Origin of the sequence: Aeromonas sp. BIGb0445, assembly GCF_024809075.1 — a bacterium.
Lineage (GTDB): Bacteria > Pseudomonadota > Gammaproteobacteria > Enterobacterales > Aeromonadaceae > Aeromonas > Aeromonas rivuli.
In genome coordinates this window covers 448,446-461,005 of sequence record NZ_JANUES010000002.1, presented here as the reverse complement: position 1 = coordinate 461,005, position 12,560 = coordinate 448,446, and the positions used below count along the sequence as shown (strand labels likewise).

The window sequence follows — 12,560 nt, the reverse complement described above, 5'->3', positions numbered from 1 at the left end:
CTGCAAAACCGGCTCACTCCCGTCCGGGCAGCTTCTTCCAGGTGACCTTGTCTCTCAGATATACGGGGGTCGCCTGCTCCGGGGCCACCGCTCTGCCAGCCAGCCAGGCGGCCTTGGCCAGTGGCAACATGTCCTGGGCAGCCGGCAGACGAGCCGCCGGGCAGGGTCTCAGGTCATCGGCCAGGCCGTTCAGGAGATCAGCATAGGTCTCGAATCCTGTACCCGTGCTAAACCAGAGACCGGAAAGGGTCTCTTCTTGCGCCACGGCCTCGGGGGCCGTGACCCGCTCTTCGCCGTCCAATACCATGAGACCATCTTGCAACAGATAGCGGCCGATATAGATCTCCCCCATGCGGGCATCGATGGCGCTGACTACCCGCTCGGCCCCCTCCAGGCGGTGGGCCCCCTGGGCCATGGCCGCCAGGGTCGAGATGCCAATCAGCGGCACCCCGGCCCCAAACGCCAGGCCTTGAGCCACGCCAACCCCGATCCGCACCCCGGTGAAAGAGCCTGGACCACGGCCAAAGGCAATGGCGTCGAGCTCGCTCAGGGTGATCCCGGCCTCATCGAGCAACGCCTGTACCATGGGCAATATCTTTTTGGTGTGATCGCGCGGCGCCTCTTCCCAGCGCGCATAGATGGACTCTCCGACCTGCAAGGCGGCGGAGCAGGCTTCGGTGGCGGTATCGAGGGCCAGGATCTTCAACTCGTTCATTCGCAACTCTTCTCTAAAAGGCATCATTGAAACAGATCGGTCTGGGCCAAGTCCGGGCGCGCCGCCTCGGCCAAACCGCTAAAGAATTCGCCAAGGCAATCCAGGTCCCGGGTGCGCGGTATGGCTGGCAGGCTCTTGATAAAGGTGGCGCCATAGGGCTTGTTGACCATGCGGGGATCACAGATGACCAGGACGCCATGATCACGGCGATCACGTATCAGCCGCCCCACCCCCTGCTTGAGGGCGATCACGGCCTTGGGTAGCTGGATATCGGCGAAGGGATCCCCCCCCTTGAGCTTGCAGTCGTCGACCCGCGCCTTGAGAAGGGGATCGTCGGGGCTCGCAAACGGCAGCTTGTCGATGATAACACAGGAGAGTGCCGCCCCCCTGACGTCTATCCCCTCCCAGAAGCTGCTGGTCGCCACCAGCACGGCGCGACCATTCTCGACAAAGGTCGACAGCAGTCGCTGTTTGTTGTCTTCCCCTTGCAGCAAGACGGTGCGCCCTATCTCCCGGCGCAGCACCTCGGCCACCTGACGCATCACCTGATGGCTGGTGCAGAGGAAGAAGCAGCCCCCCGGCGTCTTGTTGATGAGGGGGATGAGCCGCAGTGCCAGCATCTCGCCCCGACCAAAGGCATTGGGCTCGGGCAGCTGGCGCGGCACGCACAAGCGCGCCTGCTCGCTGTAATCGAAGGGGCTCTCGAGCATAAGCTCACGGCTGCCCGCCAGTCCCAGCTCCGCCTTGAAGTGATCGAATCCCATGTCCACCGTCAAAGTGGCCGAGGTAAAAATCCAGGCCACTTTGGGGCGCATCACCTCGGCGCCAAACCGCTCGGCCACCGACAAGGGGGTCAGATTGAGGGAGAAATGGAGCCGGGTACACTCGTACCAGTAGGAGTAACCGGTCTGGTTGATGGCCAGCACCTCCCCGAGTCGCGTCCTGAGCTCACAGAGTCGCTCGAAGCAGTGATCGAGCTGCTCGCCGCGCCCCAAGGCGAGTTTGAGCACCTCATAGCAGAACTCGATGGCATCATTGAGCCGGGCCAGGGCCTGGCCCCATTGGGGCTGGCGCAGCAGATCCCGGCTGTTGCCCCGCCCGCCATCGACCCCGAAGGCGAGGCGCAGATCCTGACTGGCAATACTGAGCCGATCCGCCGCCTTGCCGAGCTGGGCCATGTCATGGGCCTCCGCCCGGTAGGCAAGCTGGATATCCTGAGCCAGATCCTGGATGGTGCGGCTCGATACCGACTTGCCAAAGTAGTTGGTGGCTATCTCGCCGAGCTGGTGTGCCTCGTCGAACACATAGACCTGAGCTTCCGGCACCAACTCGCCAAATCCCGTGTCTTTCACCGCCATATCGGCGAAGAAGAGATGGTGATTGATCACCACCACTTGCGCATCCATGGCGCGGCGCCGGGCGATCACCAGGTGACAATCGTCGTAATAGGGGCAATCCCGACCGAGGCAGTTGTCATTGGTGCTGGTGATCTGGGGCAAGATTTCGGCGTTCTCCTGCAGGCCGGGAATGTCCCCCACATCGCCGGTATTGGTGGTGCTCGACCAGGATTTGACCCTGACCAGGTCGCTCATCACCTCCGGCTTTTGCAGATGGGATTCGCTCATCAAGCGGTTCATGCGCTCGACACAGAGGTAGTTGCTGCGCCCCTTGAGCAGGGCCACGGGCTGGTGATAATCGAGCGCCCCCGTGATGGTGGGCAAGTCCCGGTAAAAGAGCTGCTCCTGCAGGTTTTTGGAGCCGGTGCTGATCACCACCCGCTTGCCCGATGCCAGGGCAGGTACCAGGTAGGCGTAGGTCTTGCCGGTGCCCGTTCCCGCTTCGACCAGCAGACGGTCGTGGTCCTTGATGGTGTTTGCCACCGCCTCAGCCATCTCCAACTGAGGGGCACGGGCCAGGAAACCGTCGATATGACGGGCAAGAGGGCCGCCTTCTGAGAACAGGGTCTGGATGGTCAAGGAGGTTTCCCGCAAGCAAAGGGGCGATTATAGCCAAAAGCGGGGGCAAGCCAAACGCTCAGACGAACAAGTCGATCTTGTGGTCCGGATCCGGCTTGTGTCCCCCTGGCTCATCGGCATCGCCCTGACTGACTGGCGGTGGCGTCCTGGGACGCGGCGGCTCCTGAGGGGTGCCCTGGCCGCCATCCCGCTCAGTGCCTATCTCGTGGGCACTGTGCTTGTGATCGATGGGGTTCACCTCACGGCGAATGGCATCACTGCCCGGGGTGGCCGGGGCCCTCGGCAAGATGGGGAAGAGCAGATCCTGATTAGGCATGGGATATCCTCCGTACTGACATTGTCTTATTATCGACCAGCGGCGACCTTTCCTTACTTTCTTCTTGAAATTTACAATCCCGGGTTGCAATTTTCGTCAAGGTCGGTAATGTAAACCCGGCGTCAGTTACGACATCTTATTTGTAAAGGATTGTTTACATGAAGTTCACCTCACTGAAGACTCATCACCACCATCATCATCCCGAATAGTCTTTCAGGAGGTTAGCTGCTGGAAGACACTTAACAGGTGACTTCCAAAAGGACCGCAAGATTCATAAACCCTCGGAAGCACACACTTCCGAGGGTTTTTTCGTTTTTGACTAGAAGGAAATCGAGCAATGGAAACACAACGTCTGCGCATCGCCATGCAAAAATCCGGTCGTCTGAGCCAGGACTCCCAGGCCCTGTTCAAGAGCTGCGGCCTCAAGATCAATCTGCGTGAACAGCGCCTCATCGCCCACGTCGAGAACATGCCCATCGACATTCTGCGGGTGCGTGATGATGACATCCCGGGTCTGGTGATGGAGGGGGTGGTTGACCTTGGCATCATAGGTGAGAACGTGCTCGAAGAGGTGCAGCTCATTCGCCAATCCCAGGGCCTGCCCTTCGAGGTCAAGACCCTCAAACAGCTCGATTTCGGCGGTTGCCGTCTCTCCCTGGCCGTGCCGGAAGATGCCAGCTACACAGGTCCCCAAAGCTTGGCTGGCAAACGCATCGCCACCTCCTACCCCGGCCTGCTCAAGCGCTTCTTTGACGAGCAAGGTCTCGCGTTCAAGAGCGTCATGCTGGGGGGCTCGGTGGAAGTCGCCCCCCGCGCGGGTCTCGCCGATGCCATCTGCGATCTCGTCTCCACCGGCGCGACCCTGGAGGCCAACGGCCTGAAAGAGGTGGAGGTCATCTACCGCTCCAAGGCGGCACTGGTGCAGGCCCCCAATCCCTTGAACGCCGCCAAGCAAGCCATCATCGACAAGCTGTTGCCCCGCATCCAGGGCATGCAGCAGGCGCGCGAGAGCAAGTACATCATGCTGCACGCCCCCAAAGATAAGCTCAATGCCATCACCGATCTGCTGCCCGGCGCCGAGCGCCCCACCATCATGCAGCTGGCCGGTGACACCAATCAGGTCGCCCTGCACGTCGTCTCCAGCGAAACTCTGTTCTGGGAGACCATGGAGCAGCTCAAGGCCCTCGGAGCCAGCTCCATTCTGGTGCTGCCCATCGAAAAGATGATGGAATAAGGACAGGCACCATGCAGACCCTCATCTGGAACCAGCTCACCCCCGCCCAGCAAGCCGAGGCCTTGACCCGCCCGGCCCTGGACGATGAAGCCAATGTCGGCGCCGTGGTAACGGACATCATCACCGCGGTCAAAACCCGGGGCGATGACGCCCTGCGCGAACTGAGCAAGCGTTTCGAGCGCGCCCCCCGTGAACAGTTGCGGGTGAGCGAAGCGGAAATCGATGCCGCCTGCGCCCGGCTCGATGACGACATCCGGGCCGCCATACTGGCCGCCGCCACCAACATTCGCACCTTCCACAGCGCCCAGGTGCAGCCTGTGCTGCGGGTAGAGACCCAGCCCGGCGTCCTGTGCGAGCTGCGCACTCAACCCATCAGCCGGGTCGGTCTCTATGTGCCGGGGGGCAGCGCGCCCCTCCCCTCCACCGTGATGATGCTGGCCATTCCCGCCGCCATTGCCGGTTGCCGCGAGGTGGTGCTCTGCACGCCGTCGCCGGCCAGCGACGAGATCCTGTTCGCTGCCCGCGCCTGCGGCGTCGAGAAGGTGTTCGCCATCGGCGGCGCCCAGGCCATCGCCGCCATGGCCTACGGCACTGCGTCCATCCCCAAGGTGGACAAGATCTTCGGCCCGGGCAACAGCTATGTGACCGAGGCCAAGGGCCAGGTCTCCCGGGACTGGCGCGGCGCCGCCATCGACATGCCCGCCGGCCCCTCCGAGGTGCTGGTAATTGCCGACGAGAGCGCCAATGCCGCCTTCATCGCCTCGGATCTGCTCTCCCAGGCCGAACACGGCCCGGACAGCCAGGTGGTACTGGTCACCACCAGCGCCGCCCTGGCCGAGGCCGTCAACATCGAGCTGGCAAGCCAGCTGGCGCAGCTCAGCCGCCGGGACATCGCCGTTCAGGCCCTGGCAAGCAGTCTCACCCTCCTGTGTGACAGCCTGGAGGAGGCCTGTGCCATCTCCAATGCCTACGCCCCTGAGCACCTGATAGTGCAGACCCGCAGCCCCCGGGACCTGCTCGACAAGCTCGAAAACGCGGGATCCATCTTCTTGGGACAATGGACCCCCGAATCGGTGGGGGATTATGCCAGCGGCACCAATCACACCCTGCCCACTTACGGCTATGCCCGCACCTGCTCCAGCCTGGGATTGGCCGACTATCAGCGCCGCTTCACGGTGCAGGAGCTGAGCGAGCAAGGCATTCGCGATCTGGGCCCCATCGTCCAGCGCATTGCCCAGGCAGAAGGGCTCGATGCCCACAAGCAGGCCGTCACCCTGAGGTTGCGTGCCCTGTCTGAGGCTTCCCAAACGAATTTGCCGCAAAAGGATCTGCTATGAGCATCGCCAAGCTGGCTCGCCGTGTGGTGCGCGCCCTCACCCCCTATCAGTCCGCCCGCCGCATCGGCGGCACCGGCCACGTCTGGCTCAATGCCAACGAGGCGCCGCTCTCCCCCGCCTTCACGGTGCAGAGCAACAAGTTCAACCGCTATCCCGAGTGCCAGCCAGCCCAGGTGGTCGATGGCTACGCGGCCTATGCCGGGGTCAACGCCGATCAGGTGCTAGTGAGCCGCGGTGCCGATGAGGCCATCGAGCTGCTCATTCGCACCTTCTGCGAGGCGGGTCAGGATCAGATCCTCATCTGTCCGCCCACCTATGGCATGTACGCCATCAGCGCCGAGACCTGCGGAGTGGGCATCGTCGAACAGCCTCTTACCGCTGATCGTCAGCCGGACTGGCCCGCCATTCGCGATGCCCTCTCCGAGGTCAAGCTGGTGTTCCTCTGCTCCCCCAACAATCCGACCGGGGATCTGGTGGGGCGCGATGGCCTCATCGCGTTGCTCGAAGCCGCCAGAGATAGCGCCATTGTCGTGGTGGACGAGGCCTATATCGAGTTCTGCCCGGACGCCTCTGTGGTGGATCTGTTGGCCCGCTTCCCCAATCTGGTGGTGACCCGCACCCTCTCCAAGGCGTTCGCCCTGGCCGGGATCCGCTGCGGCTTTACCCTCGCCTCCCCGCAAGTGATCGCCCTGCTCGCCAAGGTGATCGCCCCCTACCCCATCCCGGATCCGGTGGCGCAAATTGCCGCCCAGGCCCTGACCCCGGCCGGTCTTGCGCTGATGCAGGCGCGCGTCATTGATCTCAATGAGCAGAAGGCGGCGCTCAAGGGTACACTGACAACCCTGCCCTGCGTGCGCGAGATCTTCGAAGACAAGGGCAACTTCATCCTGGTGCGCTTCCATGATGGCGCGCGCGTCTTCACCGCCATGAAGGCCGCCGGCATCATCTTGCGGGACTTTTCCAACAAGCCGGGCCTGGGAGAGAGCATTCGCATCACGGTCGGTTATCAGGATGAGATGGATGCCGTGCTCAACGTATTGCGGGACGTCACTGCCAACAAGATGTCTGCTAGCAACGGCGCGAACGACACTGCGCCCGCCAGCCGCTTATAAGGATGTAGAGAGATGAAGACCCCATTTTTATTTATCGACCGTGACGGCACCCTGATTGAAGAGCCTGTCACCGACAAGCAGGTGGACAGCCTCGCCAAGCTGCGCTTCGAGCCCATGGTGATCCCGGTGCTGCGCGAGCTGCAGGCCGCAGGTTATGTGCTGGTGATGGTCACCAATCAAGATGGGCTGGGCACGGCCAGCCTGCCCCTTGAAAACTTCCAGCCACCCCAGGATCTGATGATGCACATCTTCGAGTCCCAGGGTGTGAACTGGGAGAAGGTGCTCATCTGCCCCCACTTCCCCACCGATGGCTGCAGCTGCCGCAAACCCCATCTGGGGCTGGTAAAGGAGTATCTCGCCTCGGGCCGCATCGACTTTGCCAACTCCTTTGTGATTGGCGACCGGCAGACCGATATCCAGCTGGCCGAGAACATGGGCATTCGCGGCATTCGCTATCAGCCACGCGATCACAACTGGCTCGCCATCCGCGATCAGCTGCTCAGCAAGGGGCGCACCGCCCTGGTGGAGCGCAACACCAAGGAGACCCGTATCCGGGTTGCACTGGACTTGGACAAGAGCGGCGGCAACCAGATCAGCACCGGCATCGGCTTCTTCGATCACATGCTCGATCAGATAGCGACCCACGCCGGTTTCAGCCTGCAACTGGCGGTGAGCGGCGATCTGCACATTGACGATCACCACACGGTGGAAGATGTCGGATTGGCCCTGGGTCAGGCCCTGCGCGAGGCCCTTGGCAACAAGCGCGGCATAGGCCGTTTTGGCTTCGTGCTCGCCATGGACGAAGTGGAAGCGCTGATCGATGCCCGGCCTCGCCTGCCAACGCAAGATTCCCTGCTCGATACCAAGGTGGAGGTAGAAGCACTGATCGATACTCAGCCTCGCCTGCCGGCCGAAGGTTCCCTGCTCGACGCCAAGGTGAGCGCCGCCCTGGATCTGAGCGGTCGCCCCTACTTCGTGTTCCGCTGCGAATCCGGTTTTGGCCGCGACAGCGTGGGCGAGATGGCCACCGAGATGGTGCCCCACTTCTTCCGCTCCCTGTCGGACGCCATGGCCATCACCCTGCACCTCTCGGTGGATGCCGGTAACAGTCACCACCAGGTGGAGGCGCTGTTCAAGGGCTTCGGCCGCGCCCTGCGCCAGGCCATCCGGGTGGAAGGCACGGATCTCCCCTCCAGCAAGGGGGTGCTCTGATGGGCTCGTGCAACCTGACCGTTATCGATAGCGCCGCGACAGTGCCAAGCAGGGGCCTGCCCACAAGAAGGAGCTGCTGATGAGCACACAAAATCTGGTCATTATCGATACTGGCTGCGCCAATCTGGCCTCGGTGCGCATGGCCTTCGAACGACTCGGGGTCAGCCCCAAGGTGAGTTGCGACGCCCGCGATATCCGCGCCGCCGACAAGTTGATCCTGCCCGGGGTGGGCACGGCGGTAGCGGCCATGAGCAACTTGAACGAGCGCGAGCTGGTGCCTCTCATCCGCGAAGCCCGCCAGCCCCTGCTCGGCTTTTGTCTGGGCATGCAGATGCTGGCACAAGCCTCGGAAGAGACCATGAATGAGAGCGCCGAGCTCCCCTGTCTCGGCATCATTCCCGGCAAGATCAAACTGATGGAGGTAGGCACGCTGCGCCTGCCCCACATGGGCTGGAACCAGATAGCGCACGATGAGACACATCCTCTGCTCAAGGGGATCCCCAATGGCAGCTACTTCTACTTTGTGCACTCCTACGCCCTGGAAGTGACCCAGGCGACCCTGGCCAGCTGCGACTATGGGGTGCCCTTCACCGCCATCGCCCATCAGGACAATGTGTTTGGCGCTCAGTTCCACCCGGAGCGCTCCGGCGCCGTCGGTGCCCGTTTACTGCAAAATTTCCTGGAGCTATGACAAGGATGATTATTCCGGCAATTGATTTGATTAACGGCCAGGTGGTGCGCCTCTATCAGGGCGATTACGACCAGAAGACCGAGTATGCCAGTGCCCCCCAGGCACGCTTCGATGAATATGTCTCCCAGGGCGCGGTACAACTGCATCTGGTCGATCTCGATGGCGCCAAAGACGCCAAGGCCCGTCAGCTCGCCCTCATCGCGCAGCTGCTCTCGGCCACCGAAGCCCCGGTGCAGGTCGGTGGCGGCGTGCGCAGCGAACAGGACGTGGCCGACTTGCTGGCCGCCGGTGCCAATCGGGTGGTGATTGGCTCCACCGCGGTCAAGTCCCCCGAGCTGGTCGCGAGCTGGATGGAAAAATATGGCCCCGAGCAGATAGTGCTCGCCCTGGACGTCAACATAGACTCCCTGGGCAATCGCAAGATAGCGGTGGCGGGTTGGCAAGAGGACAGCGGCATCACCATAGAGGCACTCATCGAGCGATTCCTGCCGGTCGGGCTCAAGCATGTGCTCTGCACCGACATCAGCCGGGACGGCACGCTCAAGGGGTGCAACGTCGAGCTCTACCGGGATCTCTGCGCCCGCTACCCGAGCGTGGCGTTTCAAGCCTCGGGCGGCATCGGCGGCATTGGGGACATAGAGGCGCTCAAGGGGTCCGGGGTCAAGGGCATCATCCTCGGCCGCGCCCTGCTGGAGGCCAAGTTCACCGTGAGCGACGCCATCAATTGCTGGGCAAGTCAGGGCGAAGCCGCTTCGTCACTACAAGGAGGCCACTGATGCTGGCAAGACGTATTATCCCCTGTCTCGACGTCAAAGATGGCGTCGTGGTCAAGGGCGTGCAGTTTCGCCATCACGAGGTGATGGGGGGTATCGTTGAGCTGGCCCGTCGCTATGCCCAGGAGGGCGCCGACGAGCTGGTGTTCTATGACATCACCGCCTCGAGCGATGATCGCGTGGTCGACAAGAGCTGGGTGAGCCGGGTGGCGGAAGTGATCGACATCCCCTTCTGCGTCGCCGGTGGCATCAAGAGCGTCGAGGATGCCAAGCGCATCCTGGAATTTGGCGCCGACAAGGTCTCCATCAACTCCCCTGCCCTGGCCGATCCGACCCTGATCACCCGCCTGGCCGAGCGCTTTGGGGTCCAGTGCGTCGTGGTCGGCATCGACTCCTATTTTGATGAACAGAGCCGCCAATATCAGGTCAAGCAGTTCACCGGCGACGAGAGCCGCACCCGCACAACCGCCTGGAATACCCTCGACTGGGTGAAAGAGGTGCAACAGCGGGGCGCAGGTGAGATAGTGCTCAACGTCATGAATCAGGACGGCATGCGCCAGGGTTATGATCTCGACCAGCTCAAGCTGGTGCGCGCCCAGTGCAAGGTGCCCCTCATCGCCTCGGGCGGCGCCGGTACCATGGCGCATTTTCGCGATGCCTTTATCGACGCCGATGTGGACGGGGCCCTGGCCGCCTCGGTGTTCCACAAAGGTCTCATTCCCATACCCGAATTGAAGCGTTGGCTTAGCACCCAAGGAGTCGCTATCCGTGAATAATCCAGTGATTGATCCCACCCTCATCGACCGGCTCGACTGGGCCAAGTGCGATGAGATGATCCCCGCCATGGTACAGCACGCCGCCAGCGGCCAGTTGCTGATGCAAGGCTTCATGACCCGCGAGGCCCTGGCAAAGACGTTGGCCAGCGGCCAGGTCACCTTCTTTAGCCGCAGCAAGCAGCGTCTCTGGACCAAGGGCGAGAGCTCGGGCCATGTCTTGAAGCTGGTCGCCATCAGCACCGACTGCGACAGCGATTCCCTGCTGATTGCCGCAGACCCGGTCGGTCCTACCTGCCATCTCGGCACCGCGTCCTGCTTCGATGGCCACCCGCTGCCGCCGCTGGGCTTCCTGGCCGAGCTTGAGCAGATCCTGGCGGCGCGCAAGGGCGCCGACCCTGCTACCAGCTACACCGCCAGCCTCTATGCCAAGGGCACCAAGCGCATCGCCCAAAAGGTCGGTGAAGAGGGGGTCGAAGTGGCGCTGGCCGCCATGGCGAAAGATCGGGAAGAGCTGATCAACGAATCCGCCGACTTGCTCTATCACCTGACGGTGCTGCTGCAAAACGAGGGGCTGGGATTGAAGGATGTGGTGGCGCGCCTCTATGAGCGCCACACCCAATAGGCGAGGCGTCACTTTCTCACCTATCGACATAGAAACGGGCCCTCTGGCCCGTTTTTTTATCCATGCTGCCGTTGATGAAACCATTGGCAGGCACGGGCGATTGACCAGCAAGAGGGTCGTGAATGAGAGTCCCCTCTCTCGGGTGCAACCCTCAATTGATGCGGCTCCAGAAGCTCATGTTGACCGAGCTCGTCTCCAACAGCGCCAGGTACTCACCCGCTACCTCGTTATGCAGCCACTGCTGACAGTAGGCTTCAGCCAGCGCCTGACTCGGGGCCATCACCAGATCGGCATAAGTGCCATCGGCGCCGCGCAGCAAACAGTGGACGACAAGCGCCTGTTGCTGCACCAGAAACTCGGCCTCGACCCGCTGCGACAAGGCGATCAACGCCTGCTCTGTTACCCCCTCCTTGAGCCTGAAGGTGGCAAACTCCAGACCGCCCACCCCTTGCATACCGCCATTGACTATCATCGCTGCTCTCTCTTCATATTGGTTAAATGGAGAGGGGAGCATAGGGCAGTGCCACTGACAGCACTGTGTCAGTCCTGTTCACCTTTTTTGCCGTTCGGCAGTCCGTTCAGCATCGGCCTGATCCCGGACAAGGTGACCATATTCCCAGATGTCGTCTCGACGCGCCGCTCGTCAAGATAGTGAGCCAGGCTCACCCAAGGGGGCGGGTTGTCACAGTGCGGCACCGAAATCTGGGCGTGAATGCGATCTATCCTGAAATCCCGATAACCCTGGCGCAGGGAGCACCAGGCCCCCAAGGTCCAGCGGCCCCCCCAATAAAAGAGTCCTAGCGGGTAGATGCGTCTGCGGGTCTGTTGACCCGATGCGGCGCCATAATCGATGCTCAACCAGTCTCCTGCCGCAATGGCGCCGTGCAGCTGATCCCAGCGTCCATACTCATCGCTGGCACGGCGATGATCAGGCACCCGCACGGAATGAGGTTGTGATGCAGGGCGCCCCGCCGGCAAGGCTGCCTCTATCTTGGCCAGCAGGGCCCGAGCCGGATCAGCCAGCCCTTTGCCGGTCAGCACAGTCACCAGATTCACTCCGGTGATCAGCGCATCGAGCTCTGCGGCGCACAGCTGCAAGGGGGGCAGCTCGAACCCCTCACTCAGCCGATAACCAACCCCGACCTCCCCATACACGGGGATACCCGCCAGGGAGAGATCGTCCATATAGCGATAGATGGTTCGCTCCGACACGCAGAGCCGCTCGGCCAGCGCGCTGGCGGTCAGCGGCTGGTGGGCGCGCAGCAAGTTGGTCAATTGAAACAGTCGATCCGATTTTCTCACCGCATGCCTCAGGGACGCCATGATGGGGCGGCCATGATAAGTCGGGATGGCTGCCGATGGCAGCCTCTTCCTGACCCATCCCCCCTAGACAGGGAGTCGCCTCTCAATGAGCTCGCGACGATAATGGCCACTGTCCCTTGCCACTTAGCCCCAGGCTCCATGAACAAATACCAGGTTTTTGCCACCCAGGAAGCACCCGAAGCCTTCACCTTGCTCGACATGGCCGCCGCCGACTTTTTCAGGGACAAGCAGGCACTGCTGTCCCAGGGCTTCGAGGTTATCGGGGAACCCATATTGGCCCCCGATCCCCGGTCGGCGGTGCAATCCCACCAGCTCAACATGGCAGAACCCAGCCGCCCCTATGGTGCCCCCACCGCCCACGGCGCCTTCATCTATTTGCTGCTCCATGCCCCCCGGCTATTTGGCAAGAAAAAACCGCGCCAAGGCTGAGTGCGCGCGCCTTAGCGCAGAGCAACACAACCCCGCAGCCATTC

At 62.2% G+C, this 12,560-nt stretch carries 14 protein-coding genes and 1 other annotated feature; of the genes, 9 read left to right on the top strand and 5 right to left on the bottom strand.

Going from position 1 to position 12,560, the window contains the following annotated elements; genetic code table 11:
* Positions 1-13: 13 nt before the first annotated feature.
* Genes tsaB through M2367_RS05720 form a run of 3 tightly spaced genes read right to left on the bottom strand, consistent with a single transcriptional unit; the run spans position 14 to position 3,007 of the window.
* A complete protein-coding gene (gene tsaB, locus M2367_RS05730) occupies positions 14-715 on the bottom strand; it encodes a tRNA (adenosine(37)-N6)-threonylcarbamoyltransferase complex dimerization subunit type 1 TsaB (protein WP_259236092.1) in 702 nt (233 codons plus the stop codon).
* Between the two features lie 23 nt (positions 716-738).
* Complete coding sequence (locus M2367_RS05725) at positions 739-2,691, bottom strand: ATP-dependent DNA helicase (RefSeq protein WP_259236091.1); 1,953 nt, start codon at positions 2,689-2,691, stop codon at positions 739-741.
* A gap of 58 nt (positions 2,692-2,749) precedes the next feature.
* Positions 2,750-3,007: a hypothetical protein gene (locus M2367_RS05720; RefSeq protein ID WP_224430484.1), complete on the bottom strand. Its 258-nt coding sequence runs from the start codon at positions 3,005-3,007 to the stop codon at positions 2,750-2,752.
* A 184-nt stretch (positions 3,008-3,191) separates the two neighbouring features.
* Positions 3,192-3,316 (top strand) — a sequence feature (His leader region).
* A 28-nt stretch (positions 3,317-3,344) separates the two neighbouring features.
* Here M2367_RS05720 and hisG point away from each other — a divergent pair.
* The 8 genes from hisG (at position 3,345) to hisIE (ending at position 10,764) form a co-directional block, all read left to right on the top strand.
* Positions 3,345-4,241 carry an ATP phosphoribosyltransferase gene (gene hisG, locus M2367_RS05715; protein WP_259236090.1) on the top strand — a complete coding sequence of 299 codons (897 nt, stop codon included), beginning with the start codon at positions 3,345-3,347 and terminating at the stop codon, positions 4,239-4,241.
* Positions 4,242-4,252: 11 nt separating this feature from the next.
* The gene (hisD, locus tag M2367_RS05710; RefSeq protein ID WP_259236089.1) at positions 4,253-5,578 is read left to right on the top strand and encodes a histidinol dehydrogenase; all 1,326 of its coding nucleotides are present in this window, start codon (positions 4,253-4,255) and stop codon (positions 5,576-5,578) included.
* On the top strand, positions 5,575-6,690 hold the full coding sequence (gene hisC / locus M2367_RS05705) for a histidinol-phosphate transaminase (RefSeq protein WP_259236088.1): 1,116 nt from the start codon (positions 5,575-5,577) through the stop codon (positions 6,688-6,690). The genes hisD and hisC overlap by 4 nt, the downstream gene beginning before the upstream one ends.
* A gap of 12 nt (positions 6,691-6,702) precedes the next feature.
* Positions 6,703-7,902 (top strand): bifunctional histidinol-phosphatase/imidazoleglycerol-phosphate dehydratase HisB, encoded by a 1,200-nt coding sequence (gene hisB / locus M2367_RS05700; RefSeq protein WP_259236087.1) that lies wholly within the window; start codon positions 6,703-6,705, stop codon positions 7,900-7,902.
* A 79-nt stretch (positions 7,903-7,981) separates the two neighbouring features.
* A complete protein-coding gene (gene hisH, locus M2367_RS05695; protein ID WP_404972857.1) occupies positions 7,982-8,593 on the top strand; it encodes an imidazole glycerol phosphate synthase subunit HisH in 612 nt (203 codons plus the stop codon).
* A gap of 5 nt (positions 8,594-8,598) precedes the next feature.
* Positions 8,599-9,369 (top strand): 1-(5-phosphoribosyl)-5-[(5-phosphoribosylamino)methylideneamino]imidazole-4-carboxamide isomerase, encoded by a 771-nt coding sequence (gene hisA, locus M2367_RS05690; RefSeq protein WP_259236086.1) that lies wholly within the window; start codon positions 8,599-8,601, stop codon positions 9,367-9,369.
* Entirely contained in the window at positions 9,369-10,142 is a 774-nt protein-coding gene (gene hisF / locus M2367_RS05685; protein ID WP_259236085.1) for an imidazole glycerol phosphate synthase subunit HisF, read from the top strand. Before hisA ends, hisF begins: the two co-directional genes overlap by 1 nt.
* Positions 10,135-10,764 carry a bifunctional phosphoribosyl-AMP cyclohydrolase/phosphoribosyl-ATP diphosphatase HisIE gene (gene hisIE / locus M2367_RS05680; RefSeq protein WP_259236084.1) on the top strand — a complete coding sequence of 210 codons (630 nt, stop codon included), beginning with the start codon at positions 10,135-10,137 and terminating at the stop codon, positions 10,762-10,764. Before hisF ends, hisIE begins: the two co-directional genes overlap by 8 nt.
* A gap of 151 nt (positions 10,765-10,915) precedes the next feature.
* Here the strand turns inward: hisIE and M2367_RS05675 are convergent, their stop codons facing one another.
* Together M2367_RS05675 and M2367_RS05670 are read right to left on the bottom strand one after the other, a co-directional pair.
* Positions 10,916-11,236: a hypothetical protein gene (locus M2367_RS05675; protein WP_259236083.1), complete on the bottom strand. Its 321-nt coding sequence runs from the start codon at positions 11,234-11,236 to the stop codon at positions 10,916-10,918.
* A 68-nt stretch (positions 11,237-11,304) separates the two neighbouring features.
* On the bottom strand, positions 11,305-12,039 hold the full coding sequence (locus M2367_RS05670; RefSeq protein ID WP_259236216.1) for a YafY family protein: 735 nt from the start codon (positions 12,037-12,039) through the stop codon (positions 11,305-11,307).
* A 186-nt stretch (positions 12,040-12,225) separates the two neighbouring features.
* Here M2367_RS05670 and M2367_RS05665 point away from each other — a divergent pair, with 186 nt between their 5' ends.
* Positions 12,226-12,516 carry a hypothetical protein gene (locus M2367_RS05665; RefSeq protein ID WP_259236082.1) on the top strand — a complete coding sequence of 97 codons (291 nt, stop codon included), beginning with the start codon at positions 12,226-12,228 and terminating at the stop codon, positions 12,514-12,516.
* Positions 12,517-12,560 lie beyond the last annotated feature (44 nt).

Coding starts and splice junctions, on each gene's coding strand:
- tsaB (WP_259236092.1), bottom strand. CDS start 715: ATGAACGAGTTGAAGATCCTGGCCCTCGATACCGCCACCGAAGCCTGC.
- M2367_RS05720 (WP_224430484.1), bottom strand. CDS start 3,007: ATGCCTAATCAGGATCTGCTCTTCCCCATCTTGCCGAGGGCCCCGGCC.
- hisG (WP_259236090.1), top strand. CDS start 3,345: ATGGAAACACAACGTCTGCGCATCGCCATGCAAAAATCCGGTCGTCTG.
- hisD (WP_259236089.1), top strand. CDS start 4,253: ATGCAGACCCTCATCTGGAACCAGCTCACCCCCGCCCAGCAAGCCGAG.
- hisC (WP_259236088.1), top strand. CDS start 5,575: ATGAGCATCGCCAAGCTGGCTCGCCGTGTGGTGCGCGCCCTCACCCCC.
- hisB (WP_259236087.1), top strand. CDS start 6,703: ATGAAGACCCCATTTTTATTTATCGACCGTGACGGCACCCTGATTGAA.
- hisH (WP_404972857.1), top strand. CDS start 7,982: ATGAGCACACAAAATCTGGTCATTATCGATACTGGCTGCGCCAATCTG.
- hisA (WP_259236086.1), top strand. CDS start 8,599: ATGATTATTCCGGCAATTGATTTGATTAACGGCCAGGTGGTGCGCCTC.
- hisF (WP_259236085.1), top strand. CDS start 9,369: ATGCTGGCAAGACGTATTATCCCCTGTCTCGACGTCAAAGATGGCGTC.
- M2367_RS05675 (WP_259236083.1), bottom strand. CDS start 11,236: ATGATAGTCAATGGCGGTATGCAAGGGGTGGGCGGTCTGGAGTTTGCC.
- M2367_RS05665 (WP_259236082.1), top strand. CDS start 12,226: ATGAACAAATACCAGGTTTTTGCCACCCAGGAAGCACCCGAAGCCTTC.